The 17,844-nt window shown below is 70.5% G+C and carries 12 protein-coding genes; 3 read left to right on the top strand and 9 right to left on the bottom strand.

From position 1 onward, the window contains the following. Positions 1–96: 96 nt before the first annotated feature. The 6 genes from serA to ACIQD6_RS30285 form a co-directional block, all read right to left on the bottom strand. The gene (gene serA, locus ACIQD6_RS30310; RefSeq protein ID WP_401888564.1) at positions 97–1,689 is read right to left on the bottom strand and encodes a phosphoglycerate dehydrogenase; all 1,593 of its coding nucleotides are present in this window, start codon (positions 1,687–1,689) and stop codon (positions 97–99) included. A 364-nt stretch (positions 1,690–2,053) separates the two neighbouring features. After that, positions 2,054–3,055, bottom strand: a complete 1,002-nt coding sequence (gene ilvC, locus ACIQD6_RS30305; protein ID WP_401888562.1) for a ketol-acid reductoisomerase — start codon at positions 3,053–3,055, stop codon at positions 2,054–2,056. A gap of 192 nt (positions 3,056–3,247) precedes the next feature. Continuing rightward, entirely contained in the window at positions 3,248–3,772 is a 525-nt protein-coding gene (gene ilvN, locus ACIQD6_RS30300; protein ID WP_401888560.1) for an acetolactate synthase small subunit, read from the bottom strand. Between the two features lie 82 nt (positions 3,773–3,854). Then, complete coding sequence (locus tag ACIQD6_RS30295; protein WP_401888558.1) at positions 3,855–5,705, bottom strand: acetolactate synthase large subunit; 1,851 nt, start codon at positions 5,703–5,705, stop codon at positions 3,855–3,857. Between the two features lie 207 nt (positions 5,706–5,912). Continuing rightward, positions 5,913–9,026, bottom strand: coding sequence for a putative bifunctional diguanylate cyclase/phosphodiesterase (locus ACIQD6_RS30290; RefSeq protein WP_401888555.1), 3,114 nt, complete (start codon positions 9,024–9,026; stop codon positions 5,913–5,915). 325 nt (positions 9,027–9,351) lie between these two features. Further along, positions 9,352–10,314 (bottom strand): 2-hydroxyacid dehydrogenase, encoded by a 963-nt coding sequence (locus tag ACIQD6_RS30285; protein ID WP_401888553.1) that lies wholly within the window; start codon positions 10,312–10,314, stop codon positions 9,352–9,354. A gap of 73 nt (positions 10,315–10,387) precedes the next feature. Between ACIQD6_RS30285 and ACIQD6_RS30280 the strand changes: the two genes are divergently transcribed. The 3 genes from ACIQD6_RS30280 (at position 10,388) to ACIQD6_RS30270 (ending at position 12,978) form a co-directional block, all read left to right on the top strand. Beyond that, positions 10,388–11,383, top strand: a complete 996-nt coding sequence (locus ACIQD6_RS30280) for an aldo/keto reductase (protein WP_401888551.1) — start codon at positions 10,388–10,390, stop codon at positions 11,381–11,383. Between the two features lie 174 nt (positions 11,384–11,557). Next, a complete protein-coding gene (locus ACIQD6_RS30275; RefSeq protein ID WP_401888548.1) occupies positions 11,558–12,733 on the top strand; it encodes a PQQ-dependent sugar dehydrogenase in 1,176 nt (391 codons plus the stop codon). 53 nt (positions 12,734–12,786) lie between these two features. Then, positions 12,787–12,978, top strand: a complete 192-nt coding sequence (locus ACIQD6_RS30270) for a DUF6191 domain-containing protein (RefSeq protein WP_401888847.1) — start codon at positions 12,787–12,789, stop codon at positions 12,976–12,978. Here ACIQD6_RS30270 and ACIQD6_RS30265 read toward each other — a convergent pair whose 3' ends face one another. The 3 genes from ACIQD6_RS30265 to ACIQD6_RS30255 form a co-directional block, all read right to left on the bottom strand. Further along, positions 12,979–16,077 (bottom strand): AAA family ATPase, encoded by a 3,099-nt coding sequence (locus tag ACIQD6_RS30265; protein ID WP_401888546.1) that lies wholly within the window; start codon positions 16,075–16,077, stop codon positions 12,979–12,981. A gap of 457 nt (positions 16,078–16,534) precedes the next feature. Next, the gene (locus ACIQD6_RS30260) at positions 16,535–17,155 is read right to left on the bottom strand and encodes a hypothetical protein (protein ID WP_401888543.1); all 621 of its coding nucleotides are present in this window, start codon (positions 17,153–17,155) and stop codon (positions 16,535–16,537) included. Between the two features lie 108 nt (positions 17,156–17,263). After that, positions 17,264–17,815, bottom strand: a complete 552-nt coding sequence (locus ACIQD6_RS30255; RefSeq protein ID WP_401888540.1) for a GNAT family N-acetyltransferase — start codon at positions 17,813–17,815, stop codon at positions 17,264–17,266. Positions 17,816–17,844: the final 29 nt, after the last annotated feature.

The following is a 17,844-nucleotide window of genomic DNA, read 5'->3' as shown; positions in this document are numbered from 1 at the left end:
TCGCGACCGAGTCGGTTCGCGACCAGGTCAGTTCATGACTGGGCCAGTTCACGACCGGGTCAGTTCACCACCAAGTCGCTTCGCGACCGCGTCAGTTCAGTCGGTCAGGTCCACCGAGCGCGCCGAAGCCGCACCGATCTCCTCGGAGATCTCCGCGAGCACGGCCGCCGGCACGTTGTCGTCGACGGTGAGAACGACCAGCGCCTCGCCGCCCTCCTCCGCGCGCGAGACCTGCATCCCCGCGATGTTCAGCCCGGCCTCGCCGAGGATCCGGCCGACCGTGCCGACCACACCGGGACGGTCCTCGTACCGGAGCACGATCATGTGCTCGGCCAGCGCCAGGTCCGTGTCGAACTCGCCGATCGCGACGATCTTCTGGAGGTGCTTGGGGCCCGCCAGCGTGCCGGAGACGGAGACCTCCTCGCCACTGGCGAGCGTGCCGCGCACCGTGACGACGTTGCGGTGGTTCGGGGACTCGCTCGACGTGGTCAGCCGGACCTCGACGCCACGCTCCTGCGCGAACAGCGGGGCGTTGACGTAACTGACGGTCTCGGCGACGACGTCCTCGAACACGCCCTTGAGCGCGGAGAGTTCGAGCACCTTCACGTCGTGCTGGGTGATCTCGCCGTACACCTCGACATCGAGACGGGCCGCGACCTCGCCCGCGAGCGCGGTGAAGATCCGGCCGAGCTTCTCGGCGAGCGGCAGACCGGGGCGGACGTCCTCGGCGATGACCCCGCCCTGGACGTTGACCGCGTCCGGCACGAGTTCACCGGCGAGCGCGAGACGGACGGACCTGGCGACCGCGATGCCCGCCTTCTCCTGCGCCTCGTCGGTGGACGCGCCGAGGTGCGGGGTGCAGACGACCTGGTCGAACTGGAACAGCGGGGAGTCCGTGCAGGGCTCCTTCGCGTACACGTCCAGGCCGGCGCCGGCGACGCGGCCCTCCTTGAGCGCGGAGTGCAGCGCTTCCTCGTCGACGATCCCGCCGCGCGCGGCGTTGACGATCCGCACCGACGGCTTGACCTTGTGCAGCGCCTCGTCGCCGATCAGGCCGAGCGTCTCGGGGGTCTTGGGCAGGTGCACGGTGATGAAGTCCGACACCTCCAGCAGCTCGTCCAGCGTCAGCAGCTTGACGCCCATCTGGGCGGCGCGGGCCGGCTGTACGTAGGGGTCGTACGCGACGATCTTCATGCCGAAGGCGGACATCCGCTGCGCGACCAGTACGCCGATCCGGCCGAGGCCGACGACGCCCAGGGTCTTCTCGCTCAGCTCGACGCCCGTGTACTTGGAGCGCTTCCACTCGCCGTTCTTGAGGGCGGTGTTGGCCTGCGGGATGTTGCGCGCGGTGGCGACCAGCAGACCGCAGGCCAGTTCGGCGGCGGTGACGATGTTGGAGGTCGGCGCGTTGACGACCATCACGCCGGCCTTGGTGGCGGCGGAGACATCGACGTTGTCGAGCCCGACGCCGGCTCGGGCGACGACCCTCAGCTTCGGCGCCGCGGCGACGGCCTCGGCGTCGATCTTGGTCGCGGAGCGGACGAGGATCGCGTCCACGTCGGCGATCGCCGGCAGCAGCTCCGCGCGGTCGGCTCCGTTGCAGTGCCGGATCTCGAAGTCCGGACCGAGCGCGTCGACGGTGGCGGGCGAAAGCTCTTCGGCGATGAGTACGACAGGTTTCGAGCTCACGTGAGTCCTCACAAGTCCCATTGCGGACGGCCGTCCCGACGGCCGCAGGCGGTGGAGGGGGAAGGGGGTGTCTGTTTACGGATCAGGCCGGGCCTGCGGCGTCATCCGTAAGACACCCCCGGCCGCGTGGAAGACGCACGACGCTGTGGGCCCTGACGCGTATGTCTCGTGCAGTGTAGTGCCGCCACCGGGCGGAATTCCGCCCGTGTGCCAGGGTCACTCGTACGTGCGGTCCCGCGGCGGCGTCAGGGCGGGTGGCGACAGTCCCGCCCGGCCCGCGACTGCGGGCGGACGGCGCTGCTTTCGCGACCCGCCACGGTGGGCGCCCCGGCTCGTCCCCGGCCCGGGCGCCCACCGCACGGTGTTACGCGTCCGGGTCGTCGACCCAGCTCATGAGCTTGCGCAGCTCACGGCCCGTGGTCTCCAGCAGGTGCTCGCTGTCGGCCTTCTTGTACTCGTTGTACTTCTTCAGGCCGCCGTGGTACTCGTCCATCCAGTTCTTGGCGAACGTCCCGTCCTGGATCTCGGACAGGATCTTCTTCATCTCGACCTTGGTCTGGTCGTTGATGACGCGCGGGCCGCTGACGTAGTCGCCCCACTCGGCGGTCTCGGAGATCGACCAGCGCATCTTCTCCAGGCCGCCCTCGTACATGAGGTCCACGATCAGCTTCAGCTCGTGGAGGCACTCGAAGTACGCGATCTCCGGCTGGTAGCCGGCCTCGGTCAGGGTCTCGAAGCCCGCCTTGACCAGGGCGGCGGTACCGCCGCAGAGCACGGCCTGCTCACCGAACAGGTCGGTCTCGGTCTCCTCGGTGAAGGTCGTCTTGATGACGCCGGCGCGGGTGCCGCCGATGCCCTTCGCGTACGACAGGGCCAGCTCGAAGGCCTTGCCCGTGGGGTTCTGCTCGACGGCGGCGATGCACGGAACGCCGCGGCCTTCCTCGTACTGGCGGCGGACCAGGTGGCCCGGTCCCTTGGGGGCGACCATCGCGACATCGACGTTGGCCGGCGGCTTGATGAAGCCGTAGCGGATGTTGAGGCCGTGGCCGAAGAACAGCGCGTCGCCGTCCTTCAGGTTGTCCTTCACGGACTCCTCGTAGACCTGGGACTGGATCGGGTCCGGCACCAGGATCATGATGACGTCGGCCTCGGTGGCGGCCTCCGCCGGCGTCACCACGCGCAGGCCCTGCTCCTCGGCCTTGGCCTTGGACTTGGAGCCCTCGTGCAGACCGACCCGGACATCGACACCCGAGTCACGGAGCGACAGCGCGTGGGCATGGCCCTGGCTGCCGTAACCGATGACCGCGACCTTGCGGTTCTGGATGATGGACAGGTCGGCATCGTCGTCGTAGAACAGCTCGGCCACTGGGTCTTCTCCTTGGTGTGCGCTGCTTGAGGTGAACGCAGCTGTGAAATGTCGCAGCTTGTGTCCCACCGTACGGCGGGACGTTCGAAGCCGGTCTCCCGGTCTCGCCATACGAACCGGACGGGCCGGCGCGGCGGACGGGAATGGGCAGGCGTACTGAGAGGGGCGGACGGCGCCGCGGTCGCGACGCGCCTAGGCGCTGCGGTCGAGCGCCCGCAGGCTGCGGTCCGTGATGGACCGCCCGCCGCGCCCTATGGCGATCGTCCCGGACTGCACGAGCTCCTTGATGCCGAACGGCTCCAGCATCTTGAGCATCGCGTCGAGCTTGTCACTCGAACCGGTGGCCTCGATCGTGACGGCCTCGGGCGAGACGTCCACGGTCTTGGCACGGAACAGCTGGACGATCTCGACGATCTGGGAGCGGGTCTCGTTGTCGGCTCGGACCTTCACCAGGACGAGCTCGCGCTGGATCGCAGCGCCGGGCTCGAGTTCGACGATCTTCAGGACGTTCACCAGCTTGTTGAGCTGCTTCGTCACCTGCTCCAGGGGCAGTTCCTCGACATTGACCACGATGGTGATGCGGGAGATGTCGGGGTGTTCTGTGACACCGACGGCGAGCGAGTCGATGTTGAAGCCGCGGCGGGAGAACAGGGCGGCGATCCGGGCGAGGATGCCGGGTGTGTTCTCCACCAGGACGGAGAGTGTGTGCTTGGACATGGTGTCGGTCTCTCTCGGCTCAGTCGTCTTCAGTCGTCAGTCGTCGGTCGGGGGGTCGGTCGGGGGCGGGCGGGGGGGGCCGTCAGTCGTCTTCGTTGTCGCCGAAGTCGGGGCGGACTCCCAGCGCGGCCATGACCTCGTCGTTCGAGGTGCCGGCGGCGACCATCGGCCACACCTGCGCGTCCTCGTGGACGATGAAGTCGACCACGACCGGGCGGTCGTTGATCGCGTTGGCCTTGGCGATCACCGCGTCCAGCTCGTCCGGGGACTCGCAGCGCATCGCGACACAGCCCATGGCCTCGGACAGCTTCACGAAGTCGGGGACGCGGGTGCCGCCGCTCGGGGCGCCGTCCGGCTCCGTGCTGGAGTGGAGCACGGTGTTGGAGTAGCGCTGGTTGTAGAAGAGGGTCTGCCACTGGCGGACCATCCCGAGCGCGCCGTTGTTGATGATGGCGACCTTGATCGGGATGTTGTTGAGCGCGCAGGTGGTCAGTTCCTGGTTGGTCATCTGGAAGCAGCCGTCGCCGTCGATCGCCCAGACGGTACGGTCCGGCTGTCCGGCCTTGGCGCCCATGGCGGCCGGGACGGCGTAGCCCATGGTCCCGGCGCCGCCGGAGTTCAGCCAGGTGGCGGGCTTCTCGTAGTCGATGAAGTGCGCGGCCCACATCTGGTGCTGGCCGACGCCCGCGGCGTAGATGGTGTCGTCCGGCGCGAGCTGTCCGATGCGCTGGATGACGTGCTGCGGGGAGAGGCTGCCGTTGCCGGGCTGGTCGTAGCCGAGGGGGTAGGTCTCGCGCCAGCGGTTGAGGTCCTTCCACCAGGCGCTGTAGTCCCCGACGTGGCCTTCGGTGTGCTCGGCCTGCACGGCCTGGACCAGATCGGCCAGGACCTCACGGGCGTCGCCGACGATGGGCACGTCCGCGGTGCGGTTCTTGCCGATCTCGGCCGGGTCGATGTCGGCGTGGACGATCTTGGCGTACGGCGCGAAGCTGTCCAGCTTGCCGGTGACGCGGTCGTCGAAGCGGGCTCCGAGGGCGACGATCAGGTCGGCCTTCTGCAGCGCGGTGACGGCGGTGACCGAACCGTGCATGCCCGGCATTCCCACGTGCAGCGGGTGGCTGTCGGGGAACGATCCCAGCGCCATCAGGGTGGTGGTGACGGGGGCGCCGGTGAGCTCGGCGAGGACCTTCAGCTCGGCGGTGGCGCCGGCCTTGATCACACCGCCGCCGACGTACAGCACCGGGCGCTTGGCCTGGGTGATCAGCTTGGCGGCCTCGCGGATCTGCTTGGCGTGCGGCTTGGTCACCGGGCGGTAGCCGGGCAGGTCCTGGGTGGGCGGCCAGCTGAAGGTCGTGCGCGCCTGGAGGGCGTCCTTGGCGATGTCGACCAGGACGGGCCCCGGGCGGCCGGTGGAGGCGATGTGGAAGGCCTCCGCGATGGTCCGCGGGATCTCCTGGGGGTCGGTGACCAGGAAGTTGTGCTTGGTGATCGGCATCGTGATGCCGCAGATGTCCGCCTCCTGGAAGGCGTCCGTGCCGATGGCCTTGCTCGCCACCTGGCCGGTGATCGCGACCAGCGGCACGGAGTCCATGTGCGCGTCGGCGATCGGGGTGACCAGGTTGGTGGCGCCGGGGCCCGAGGTGGCCATGCAGACGCCGACCTTGCCGGTGGCCTGGGCGTAGCCGGTGGCCGCGTGGCCCGCGCCCTGCTCGTGGCGGACGAGGACGTGCCGGACCCGGGTGGAGTCCATCATCGGGTCGTAGGCGGGGAGGATGGCGCCGCCGGGGATGCCGAATACCGTCTCGGCGCCCACTTCCTCGAGAGAGCGGATGAGGGACTGCGCACCCGTGACGTGCTCGACGGGGTTGGAGGACGATCCGGCGTTACGGGCCCGCGGCTGCGGCTGGTGGGCCCCGGTGGCCTGCTCGGTCATCTGCATTCTCTTCTCGAAGCTGAGGTTTTTGCGGGGTTTTGGGGGGTGCTGATGCAACAAAAAACCCCTCGTGCCGGGAGGCAGGCGAGGGGAGCGCGTCGGTGCGGTGACAGAGCGGGACGGGACTCTGCTTCAGCCGACGCGCTTTCCAAGTACGAGAATTCGGGTGCGCATGGAACCGACCCTCCCCCCCGCGCGCTATGACTGTCAAGTGGGTGGGACGGGAGTCTCATTATTTGAGCGCAGCGAGGTGTGCGGGATCCGGTCGGGGATAGGGCGGGAGTGCCGTACGGGCAGCGCGCTCCCGGTGAGGACGGGCAGGGCGGTGCCGCCCGGCAGCGGATACGCGCCGCGCGCCAGGGCCCGGCGCAGCCGGTACTCGTCGAGCGGCCCGGAGAAGGCCATCCCCTGGCCGTGGGTGCACCCCATGGCGCGCAGGGCGAGCACCTGCTCGGGGAGGTCCACGCCGTCGGCGACGGACTGCATGCCCAGATCTCCGGCGATCCGCAGCAGCCCCGCGGTGATCTTGTGCAGCCGGGCGGACTCCACGACGCCCTCCACCAGACCGCGGTCCAGTTTCAGTACGTCGACGGGGAGCCGGCGCAGTGCGTTGATCGCCGCGTAGCCGCTGCCGAAGCCGTCGAGCGCGATCCGTACGCCGAGCCGGCGCAGCGCGACGAGGCGGTGCTCCAGCTCGTCCAGGGAGGCGCGCGGGTCGCTGTCGGCCAGTTCGATCATCAGGGCCCCGGAGGGCAGGCCGTGGCGGGTGAGCAGCCCTTCGATGGAGCCGAGCGGCAGGGACTTGTCGAGCAGTCTGCGGGCCGGGAGCCGTACGGCCACGGGCACGTCGTGCCCGGTTCCGGCGCGCTCCGCGGCCTGGGCGACGGCTTCCTCCAGCAGCCAGCGGCCGAGCTCCGCCGTGCGGTCGCCGTCGTCGGCGACGCGCAGGAACTCGGCGGGGGTGAAGAGGATGCCCTGGGCGGAGCGCCAGCGGGCCTGGGCGGCGACGGAGGAGACGTGGCCGGTGGCGAGGTTCACCACCGGCTGGTGGAGCAGGGCGAATTCGCCGTCGTGCAGGGCGGTACGGAGCCGGGCGGCCAGCTCGGTCCTGCGGACTACGTCGGCCTGCATCTGGGGCGCGTACATCTCGACGCGGTTCTTGCCGCCGGCCTTGGCGCGGTACATGGCGAGGTCGGCGTTGCGCATCAGTTCGCTGGGGGTTATGCCGGGCCCGGCGAAGGCGACGCCGATGGAGGCGGCGACCCGGACGTCGTTGCCGTCGATGCGGTACGGCTGGGAGAGCTTGAGGCGCAGCCGGTCGGCGATCTCGTGGACCTGGTACTCCCGGGCCGTACGGTCGGGGTTGCCGTCACCGAGGACGATGGCCGCGAACTCGTCGCCGCCGAGGCGGGCCGCGGTGTCCCCGGACCGTACCGAGTCCTGGAGGCGGTGGGCGGCGAGGATCAGCAGTTCGTCCCCGACCTGGTGGCCCAGCCGGTCGTTGACGGCCTTGAAGCCGTCGAGGTCGATGAAGAGCACGGCGGTGCCGGGGTCGGTCGTCCGGCGGCCGCAGAGGGCCTGGCGGACCCGCTCGGTGAACAGGGCCCGGTTGGGCAGGTCGGTGAGCGGGTCGTGCTCGGCGTTGTGCTGCAACTGTGCCTGGAGGCGGACCCGTTCGGTGACATCTCGGCTGTTGAAGATCAGCCCGCCCTGGTGGCGGTTGACGGTGGACTCGACGTTGAGCCAGTCGCCCGTCCCGGACCTGAAGCGGCATTCGATACGGGTCGTGGGCTCGTCCGACGGAGGAGCGGCGAGGAACCGGCGTACCTCGTGGACGACGCGGCCGAGATCCTCGGGATGGATGATCGAGGCCAGTTCGGCGCCGACGAGATCCTCGGCCTCGCGGCCGTACACACCCGACGCGGCGGGGCTCACGTAGCGGAGTATGCCGGAGGGCGCGGCGATCATGATGACATCGCTGGAGCCCTGCACCAGGGAGCGGAAGTGGTTCTCCTTCTGGGCCAGTTCATGGGTGAGCGCGATGTTGTCGACGAGCATGATGCCCTGCCGGACGACCAGGGCGAGCACGACCGTACAGCCGGTGAGGACGACCACCCGGTCGACCCGGCGGTCCTCGATGACGTTGTAGAGGATGCCCAGCGTGCAGACGGCCGCGGCGAGGTACGGCGTGATCGCGGCGAGCGAGCCCGCGATGGGGCGGCCGGACTGCCGGGCCTGGCGGGGCTGCGGGACGCTCTCGGGGACGCGGCGCACACCCCAGGGCGCGTAGGCGAGGAGCAGCGAACCGGCGAACCAGCCGGCGTCCAGCAACTGCCCCGAGCGGTAGGACTCCCGCAGCAGCGGGGAGGTGAACAGGGCGTCGCACAGCACGGTCAGCGCGAGTGCGGCGATCGCCGTGTTCACCGCGGAACGGCTGCCCGTGGCCCGCCGGAAGTGCAGCGCGAGCACCATGCTGACGAGGACGATGTCGAGCAGCGGATACGCGAGGGAGAGCGCGGCCTGAGTGACGCTCTCGCCCTGGAATTGCGTGGTGCGCGCCAGGGCGAGGCTCCAGGAGAGGGTCAGCAGTGAGCCGCCGATCAGCCAGGAGTCCAGCCCGAGGCAGACCCAGCCGGCCCTGCTGACCGGGCGTTTGGCGAGAACGAGCAGGCCCACGATCGCGGGCGGTGCGAAGCAGAGGAAGAAGAGGTCGGCGAGCGAGAAGTTGGGCACGGACCGGCCGAGGACGACCTCGTACCAGCCCCAGACCGCGTTCCCCGCCGAGGCCATGGCCGAGGAGAAGGAGAACAGCAGCCAGGCGGGCCGGAATCGGCGGTCGCGGCCGCGTGCGTAGAAGAAACAGGAGACCGCGGCGATGGCTGCCGCGAGGCTCAGCCCGAAGTCACCCATGAACAGGGCCAGTTCGGTCGACCCCCAGCCCAGCGCCGCGCCCGCCGCGTAACCTCCGCAGATCAGGGCGAGGAAGAGCTGGGCGACCAGTCCGGTGCTTCCGCCGCAGAACGGCCGCCTGCTGACGAGGACGCTCCCGGCGCTCACCGGATCGTCCCGGGGGGCGTCGCTGTCACCGTGGCTGTCGCTGTCGCCGTGGCCGTCACTGCCACTGTCGCTGTCGCTGTCGCTGTCGCTGTCGCTGTCGCTGTCGAGGAACTCGGGTGGCTCACCGGGGTGTCCGGCGTGCGCGCCGGGGTAGGCGCGATGCGCACCGGATCCTCCGGCATGCGCGCCGGGATGTCCGGCGTACGTACCAGGGTGTCCGGAGGCCGCGTTCGCCGCCCCTGCCGCGTCGGATCGTTGGTCCATTGGCCGTACATCGCCCGTCGCCCCCCTCGGATTCTGATCTTTCCGCCGCACCGTCACTGGTTCGGTGCAGCCCCCAGATCGGGACGATACACCAGACTCGTCACTCAGGGACATAGTTCTCCTACTCTCCGTGACGACCAGGGATATTGTCGGCCACGAGGGTGTTCGAGCGGCTGCGGAGAGTGGTTGCGGGGCGGTTCCGGCGGCTGTTCGTGCGGCGGTTCCGGCGGCTGCCCCGGTGGCGGCTCGCGCGGCGGCTCGTACGGGCCGCTTCCCCTCGTTTCGGCCGCCGTCGCGCCGTCCCGTCCGCTCCTCGCTCCCTTCCTCAGGTCCGGGGCGCTCCTTCGGTGGTGAGTACGACGTTCCGCAACTCCTCGCCGGCGGCGAACCGGGTGAGCTGTGCGGCCAGCAGGCGCTTGGCGCGCGGCAGGAACGCCGAAGTGGATCCGCCGACATGGGGGCTGATCAGGACACCCGGAGCATGCCAGAGCGGATGGCCGGCGGGCAGGGGTTCCGGATCGGTGACATCCAGCGCGGCCCTGATCCTTCCGCTTTCCAGTTCCGCGAGCAGCGCCCCGGTGTCGGCGACGGCGCCGCGCGCGACATTCACGAACAGCGCTCCGTCCTTCATCCGGGCCAGGAATTCGGCTCCCGCCAAGCCCTTTGTCTGCTCGGTGAGCGGCGTCGAGAGAATCACGACATCGGCTTCGGGGAGCAGCGCGGGAAGGTCGGTGAGCGCGTGGACCGGACCGCGTTCCGTCGTGCGGGCGGAGCGCGCGACGCGCGCCACCCGCGCGCATTCGAAAGGCGCGAGCCGGTCTTCGACGGCGGCGCCGATCGAGCCGTATCCGACGATCAGTACGGACTTGTCGGCGAGCGCCGGATAGAAGCCCGAGCGCCATTCCTCCCGTTCCTGGCCCTGGACGAAGCCCGGAATTCCGCGCAGTGAGGCGAGGATCAGTGCGAGGGTGAGTTCGGCGGTGCTGGCCTCGTGGACGCTCTTGGCGTTGCACAGCCGGACTCCGGCGGGCAGCGTGCCGAGCCCGGGTGCCACATGATCGATACCGGCCGAGAGGGTCTGCACCACGCGCACCGAGGTCATCTCGGCGAACGGCCGTATACCGACCTCCACCTTCTTCATGTACGGGACGGCGTAGAAGGCGCAGTCGGCGGGGTCCGCCGGATAGTCCGGCCCGCCGTCCCAGAGGCGGTAGTCGAGGCCCTCGGGAAGACCTTCGATCTCATCGGCGGGGAACGGGAGCCACACGTCTGAAGTCTCTGAAGTCATGGTCAGGAGGCTATGCGAAGCGTTCCGGGCCAATGAGGTTAGCTTGAGGACGGCACAAGGAGGGGTACGGCAGTTGGAGCGCAGGACAATCGGTGCGGCGGCGCTCGAAGTGGGGGCGGTCGGGCTCGGCTGTATGCCGATGCACTGGGCGTACACCGGCTCGCAGCAGCGCGGTGACCGCTCACTCCGTACGGTGCACGCGGCGCTCGACGCCGGTACGACCCTGCTCGACACGGCCGACATGTACGGCCCCTTCACCAATGAGCTGTTGCTGGGCCGGGCGCTGGGGCAGCGGCGCGCGGACGCGTTCGTCTCCACCAAGTGCGGGCTGCTGGTCGGCGACCAGCACATCGTCGCCAACGGCCGGCCCGGCTATGTGCGGCGGGCCTGCGACGCCTCGCTGCGGCGGCTCCAGACCGATGTGATCGACCTCTACCAGCTGCACCGCGCCGATCCCGAGATACCCGTCGAGGAGACCTGGGGGGCGATGGCGGAGTTGGTGGGCGCGGGGAAGGTGCGCGCGCTCGGGCTGTGCGCGGTGGGGGCGCCCGCGCCGCGCCGCAGATCGGGGACGCATCCGCACGACGCGACGATCCGGCAACTGGAGCGCGTACAGCAGGTGTTCCCGGTGAGCGCGGTGGAGGCGGAGCTGTCGGTCTGGTCGCCGGAGGCGCTGCGGCGGCTGCTGCCGTGGTGCGAGGCGCGCGGTATCGGGTTCCTGGCGGCGATGCCGCTGGGCAACGGTTTTCTGACGGGCACGCTCCCCCCGGGGCAGGGTTTCGAGCCGGACGACATACGGGCGCGCCATCCGCGGTTCACGGCGGAGATCATGGCCGCGAACCAGCCACTGGTGGCGGGGCTGCGGCGGGTCGCGGAGCGGCACGGCGCGACACCGGCGCAGGTGGCGCTGGCGTGGGTGCTGAGCCAGGGGCGCCATGTGGTGCCGCTGCCGGGGACGAAGCGGGAGCCGTGGGCGGTGGAGAACGCGCGTGCGGCGGAGCTTGAGCTGACGGCGCGGGACCTGGCCGAGATAGCGGCGCTGCCGCCGGTGCGGGAGTCGTGGGACTGAGGCGGCCGGGCCGGACGGGGCGGGTGTGCCGGCTGATCGGGGTCGTCTCGTTGCCCCTTCTCGGATGTGCTGATCGCCCGTTTCTCGGATGTGCTGATCGGCCGTCATGGGGAACCCGAGACGGAGCGGCAGTGTAAGAACTGTAGGAACGCAGCCGTCGAAGGGATCAGAACCGTGCAACGTTCAGCAGTGACGGCCGTATGGGCCGCTGCCGCGCTTCTCGTGGTCACCGGATGCTCCTCCGACGGCGGCGGGGACGGTACGGGCCGCGGTCTGCCCGCCGCGTCGAGTCCGGCCGCCACCGCGTCCGGCGACGGGTCCGGGGACGCGTCCCCGAGTCCGTCGGCCGCGCCCGCGAAGGGGTCGGCGAAGGTGGCGGCCACCCTGGCCGAGGGCCTCAAGTCACCCTGGGGCCTGGCCGCCCTGCCGGACGGCGACCTGCTGGTCTCCTCACGCGACGAGGGCACGATCACCCGAGTCGACGGCGCGAGCGGGCAGAAGACCGGGATCGGCACGGTGCCGGGGGTCTCCCCGGCGGGCGAGGGCGGTCTGCTGGGGATCGCGGTCTCCCCCACCTACGCCTCGGACCATCTGGTGTACGCGTACTTCACCACTGAGTCGGACAATCGCATCGCCCGCATGGTGTACGACGAGAAGAAGCCGGCCGGGCAGCAGTTGGGGGCGCCCGACACGATCCTGCGCGGCATTCCCAAGGGCACCATCCACAATGGCGGGCGGATCGCCTTCGGCCCCGACAAGATGCTCTACGCGGGCACGGGCGAGACGGGTGAGACGGGGCTCGCTCAGGACAAGAATTCACTGGCGGGCAAAATCCTCAGAATGACCCCGGACGGACAGCCCGTGCACGGCAATCCGGAAGCGGATTCGGTCGTCTATTCGCTGGGCCACCGCAATGTGCAGGGACTTGCCTGGGACTCCGGGAAACGGCTGTGGGCATCGGAGTTCGGCCAGAACACCTGGGACGAGCTGAATCTGATCGAGCCCGGGAAGAATTATGGCTGGCCGACCGTCGAGGGCAAGGCCGGTAAGGCCGGATATGTCGATCCCGTGGTCCAGTGGAAGACGAAGGACGCGTCGCCGAGCGGTATCGCGTACGCGGAGGGCTCCATCTGGATGGCTTCACTGCGTGGCGAGCGGCTCTGGCGGATTCCGCTGGCGGGACGGGAATCCGCGGCCGCTCCTCAGGCGTTGCTGGAGGGAAAGTACGGCCGCCTGCGCACGGTGCTCTCGGTGGGTGGCGACAAGGTGTTGCTCATGACCAGCAATACGGACGGCCGGGGCACACCGAAGCCGGGGGACGACAAGATCCTCCAGCTGGAGGTCTCATAGCGACGCACGGTGAGCGGTAACGCACACAAAGAGGTGGGCAGTCTGTGTTCAACATGATCGAGCAGCTCTTCGCGCCGGGCCGTAAGCATGCCCATGACGAACAGAAAAGACTGGAACTGAGCCGGGCCGATGTGAATGACAACGACCCGGGACGGGGCCCGATAGACCTCGCTTCGGGAAAGGTCACGATAAGAGTCGAGGAGGAGCCGGTGGACTCCTCGAAACCTACGGATCCTGAAAACTGATCAGGACTCGCCCGTTACAGGGACGGGGACGGGGAAGAGCTGGAGCCGATGGGCGAGCGCCGCCGCTTCCGTGCGGCCCGAAACCCCCATCTTGGCCAGGATGTTGGAGACGTGGACGCTCGCGGTCTTGGGCGAGATGTACAGCTCCTCGGCTATCCGGCGGTTGCTGCGGCCGGCGGCGACCAGGCGCAGTACGTCCCGCTCGCGCGGGGTCAGACCCAGTGAGCGTGCCGGGTCGGCCGCCTGGGCGGGCGTACCGGGGGCCTGAGCGGTCCGGCCACCGGCCGCCGGGGCGAGGCTGATCCGCGCCCGGCCCGCGGTCCGTGCGATCTCCTCGGCCAGCGGACTCGCGCCGAGCCGGACGGCCGTGGTGTGGGCCCGGACGAGCAGCTCCGCCGCTTCGGCGCGGTCGCCGTGGGAGTCCAGCAGGGCGGCGGCCCGGCGCTGCCGGGCGAGCGCCCGTTCGTAGGGCCGCTCGACCGCTTCGAAGGCCGCCACGGCGCGCGCCCAGAGCTCCGGTGCCGCCCGGCCCTCCGCGCGCGCCAGCTCGGCGTCCAGCATCAGGCCGAACGCCCGCCAGACCGGCACCAGCGTGGGCAGCCGCTTGGCGTGCGCGCGTACGGCGGCGAGGATGTCCGTCCGTCCGGCGTCCGCGCCCTGGAGGCCCCTCGCGTCCGCCTCGATGACCGCCGCCGCGCACAGCAGCGGCAGCGCGTACCGGTGCGTGCCCAGGGGGAAGCCCAGCGCGAGGATCCGCTCGAACTCGGCCCTCGCGTCGGCCAGTGCGCCCCGCCGTGCCGCGAGGGTCATCGTCAGCCGGGCCGGAGTGATGAAGTGCTGCGGCTGGAAGTCATAGCTGCCCATCGAGCTGCGGTGCACCTCCACCTGGCGCCCGGTCTCGTCGAAGTCACCCCGGGTGAGGGCCAGTTCGGCACGGCGTACGGCGACGAGGCCGCGCGCCTTGCGGGACTGGGCGAGGCCCGAGGCGGCATCAAGGACGGCGTCCGCCTCGGACCAGCGGCCGAGCGAGTAGAGGGACTGGGCCTGGTTCGTACGGATCCAGGCCTCCGTGTCGGCGAGACCGTACCGGTGGGCGAAGGTGATGCCCTGCTCGGCGGCGGTCACCGCTTCCTCGGAGCGGCCCATGCTCTCCAGCGTGGACGGCAGATTGACACTGGCACGCCCCAGGACCCCGACCGCGCCCAGCTCCACGGCCCGGTCGCGCGCCTCGTAGGTCTCGGCGATGCCCGTCTCCATGTCTCCCGCGTCGGCGGTGAGCCAGCCGCGGGTGAGGCGGGCGTGCAGCTCGGTGCGTTCCGCGCCGACCAGCCGCGCGTACTCCACGGCGCGGTTGGCGGCCGTCAGGCTGTCGGGGCCCGGCTGGTGCAGGGCGCCCCAGGCGGCCACGAACGCGAGGACCTCCGCGTGCACGGCGGACGGCTGGAGCCCGCGCACCAGCTCCTCGGCGGTGGCCAGTTCCTGCCAGCCGTCGCCCCTGGTGAGGTCCTGAACCAGCCGGGAGCGCTGGATCCAGAACCAGGCGGCCCGCAACGGGTCCTTCCCCCCGTCCTCCCCCTCCAGCACCCGCACGGCCTTCTTGGCGATCGCCAGGGCCCGCTCGCGGTCACCGCCGAAGCGGGCGGCGACCGTCGCCTCCGCCATCAGGTCCAGATACGTCAGCGGAGCGGACTCCTGGTCGCCCCCGCAGGGCGGATAGACCTCGACGTCGTCCGGCGGGCGCAGGGTGCCCCGTACGTCCTCGGGGGCTTCGTCCCACAGCTCCATGGCCCTTTCGAGCAGCCCCAGTTGCTCGGAGTAGGCATAGCGCCGCCGCGCCTCGACGGCGGCGTGCAGGACCGTGGGAAGGGCCTTCGCGGCGTCGTGCGCGTGGTACCAGTGGCTGGCGAGGCGGGTGGTGCGCTCATCGGCCCGTACGAGCGAGGGGTCGGCCTCCAGCACCTCCGCGTAGCGGCGGTTGAGCCGGGAGCGCTCGCCGGGGAGCAGGTCGTCGCCGACCGCCTCGCGCACCAGGGAGTGCCGGAAGCGGTAGCCGTCGCCGTCCGCCGTGGGCAGCAGGATGTTGGCGCCGACGGCCGCCCGCAGCGCCTCGATCAGGTCGTCCTCCTCAAGCCGCGCGACGGCGCGCAGCAGCGGGTATTCGACGGTGGTGCCGCCTTCGGCGACGATCCTGGCGACCCGCTGGGCGTCCTCGGGCAGCCCCTCGACCCGTACGAGCAGCAGATCGCGCAGGGAGTCGCTCAGTCCGGTGCGGCAGCCCGCCTCGATGGACCAGGCCAGCTCCTCGACGAAGAACGCGTTGCCGTCGGAACGTTCGAAGATCTCGTCCAGCAGGCCGGGATCCGGCTCCGCCGCGAGGATGCCGGTGAGCTGACGCCCCACCTCGGCGCGGGTGAAACGGGCCAGCTCGATCCGCCGGACGGACCGCAGCCGGTCCAGCTCGGCGAGGAGCGGGCGCAGTGGGTGGCGGCGGTGGATGTCGTCGGAGCGGTAGGTGGCGATCACGACGATCCGGCCGCGGCGCAACGCACGGAAGAGGTAGGCGAGGAGGTGCCGGGTGGAGGCGTCCGCCCAGTGGAGATCCTCCAGGACGAGGACGACCGTACGGTCCGCCGCGAGCCGCTCCAGGAGCCGGGCGGTGAGCTCGAAGAGCCGCGCGGTGCCGTACTCACCGAGCGCGCCTCCGTCCGCCTGCCCCAACTCGGGCAGGATCCCGGCCAGTTCGTTCTGCTGGCCCTCGGCCGACGCGATCAGCTCGTCGGGCAACTGGCGGCGCAGGGAGTGCAGAACGGTGGAGAGGGGCGCGAACGGGAGTCTGTCCGCGCCGATTTCGACGCATCCGAATCTCGCGACGACGGTCCGTTCCACGCGGGCCAGCTCACACAGCTCCTCGATGAGCCGGCTCTTGCCGACCCCGGCCTCACCGCCGATGAGGAACGCCTGCGGCTCGCCCGCGCCACCGGCGGACGGCGAGGTGCCTCCGGCGGTGGCGCGGGCGAGCGCTTCGGTGAGCGCGGTGAGTTCGCCGGTCCGACCGACGAACACCGGGCTGACGGACCTGGTTTCCACAGGCCTGAGCATCGCACAGGGGTCTGACAGCGCGGCACTCGTCATCGTCCGGAGCGGAAGCGCGAGCGGGAGCCGGGGCGGTGGCGGGATCGTGAGCGTTCGGTCCGTTCGATCCGTTCAGTCCGTTCGGCCCGTTCCGTCCGCCGGCCGACTTCACGGATCTCTCGTACGAGCCGGTGGTGGTCGGCCTGCCGAATCAGCTCGGCAGCGCGGATCTTGTGGAGTTCGTACGCGAACATCGGGTCCCCCTGGTGCGAAGTGTTGTGGCGTCTGGTGATGCCTCAACCTTCGTCTCCCAGGGGGCGCCGCCACATCGGGAAAGTGCCGCATCTTGACGGGCGCCGGGGGCCTTAGAAAGGCCTTGGAAAGAACCGACGGGACATACGTAAGGCCTAAGGCCCGGGCGTGAAGCCCGTAAGACCTTAGGCCCTGGTGGGTTCTGAACCGGCTACGGCCGGAACGGACGAACTCAGGCAGCGGCGCTCGGCAGGGCCACGAAGAGGTCGAAGTACATACCGAAGGAGACCAGCAGCCCCAGGAGGCCGAGGACGGCTCCGGCGACGGCGACGGGACGCACCCAGGCCGCGCGGCCCACGCGCTGCGGCAGCGTCAGCACGATCACGCCGACGAGCAGCGCGACGACGGCCACGATGCCGTTGACCGCCGCGGTGGCGTGCCAGGCGTCGCCGTAGAGCGCCGAGATCTGCTGCTCGGGGGTGGCGGTCTGGCCGGTCTTGATCTGTCCCACGAGCGTCGCGCGCTCGCCGATGATCCGGCTGGTCCAGGTGCCGGTGAGGGCGACGATCCCGAGGCAGACCGAGACGACGGCCGCGGCCGCGGCGCCGAGACCGGCCGGACGGGGCTCCGTGGCGGCGTCGTCGCCGTCCTGCTTCTCGTCGTCGTCCAGGGCGTCGTCCTGGTCGGCCGGCTCGGCGGCGTCCTTGACGTCCTTCGTCGCGGCGGGTGCCGCGTCGCGCTCCTCGGCGGACCCGGCCTTGCGGTCGGTCGCCTCGGTCTCGGCCACCTTCGTGTCGGCCGTGGCCTCGGTGGTCTCCGGCTCGGTGGTCTGGGTCTTGGGAGTGGGGTTCATACGGCGCACGCTAGGGGCCGCGTATGAAAACTTTCTGAGAACGCGGCGCACAGGCGTACAGCCGTACGTAGTACGGCCGGTGAGCCGCCCGCGCGTTCCCCCGTGAGGTCACCGTCGGCGCTTGCGCCACTCGGGTGCCAGCACCGACCAGATCTCGATGTCGTGCCGCACTCCTCGGTACGGATAGCTCTCCCGCAGGACCCCGTCCCGCGTCATGCCGAGCCGCTGGGCGACCCGGACGCTCGGGGTGTTGGCGGACGACACCTGCCACTCCACCCGGTGCATCCCGCGCTCCTCGACCGCCCAGTCGATCAGCACCTCCGCGGCGCGCGTGACCAGCCCGCGGCCCGTCGCCGCGGGCTCCAGCCAGCAGCCGACCTCGCAGTTCCCGGCGTCCGCGTCGAAGACGCGGAAGAGCACCCCGCCGACCAGGGTGGAGTCGAGCCAGATCCCGTAGAGCCGTCCGGTGTCGGCCGCCTGCTGACGCGCGTACGAGGTGAGCAGCGCCCGTGCCGAATCGAGATCGGTGGCACTCCGGGCCAGCTGGATGTGCGCGTCGACCAGATCCCTGGCGCGGTCCATGTGGGCGAGGAACTCCTCGGCCCGCCATGGCTCCAGGGGGCGCAGCTCGGCCCCGTCGTCCAGCGGTGTGGCGAACATCTGGCTCCTCCGAGCGGCGATCGTGCGGT

The organism is Streptomyces sp. NPDC088400 (genome assembly GCF_044753355.1).
Taxonomy (GTDB): domain Bacteria; phylum Actinomycetota; class Actinomycetes; order Streptomycetales; family Streptomycetaceae; genus Streptomyces.
The sequence above is the reverse complement of the archived record's forward strand: the minus strand, read 5'-3'. Positions and strand labels throughout refer to the sequence as shown.

Bases quoted from the DNA above. Each gene is read 5' to 3' on its own strand.
- ilvN (WP_401888560.1), bottom strand. From the start codon at position 3,772: ATGTCCAAGCACACACTCTCCGTCCTGGTGGAGAACACACCCGGCATC.
- ACIQD6_RS30295 (WP_401888558.1), bottom strand. From the start codon at position 5,705: ATGACCGAGCAGGCCACCGGGGCCCACCAGCCGCAGCCGCGGGCCCGT.
- ACIQD6_RS30290 (WP_401888555.1), bottom strand. From the start codon at position 9,026: ATGGACCAACGATCCGACGCGGCAGGGGCGGCGAACGCGGCCTCCGGA.
- ACIQD6_RS30285 (WP_401888553.1), bottom strand. From the start codon at position 10,314: ATGACTTCAGAGACTTCAGACGTGTGGCTCCCGTTCCCCGCCGATGAG.
- ACIQD6_RS30270 (WP_401888847.1), top strand. From the start codon at position 12,787: ATGATCGAGCAGCTCTTCGCGCCGGGCCGTAAGCATGCCCATGACGAA.
- ACIQD6_RS30265 (WP_401888546.1), bottom strand. From the start codon at position 16,077: ATGCTCAGGCCTGTGGAAACCAGGTCCGTCAGCCCGGTGTTCGTCGGT.
- ACIQD6_RS30260 (WP_401888543.1), bottom strand. From the start codon at position 17,155: ATGAACCCCACTCCCAAGACCCAGACCACCGAGCCGGAGACCACCGAG.
- ACIQD6_RS30255 (WP_401888540.1), bottom strand. From the start codon at position 17,815: ATGTTCGCCACACCGCTGGACGACGGGGCCGAGCTGCGCCCCCTGGAG.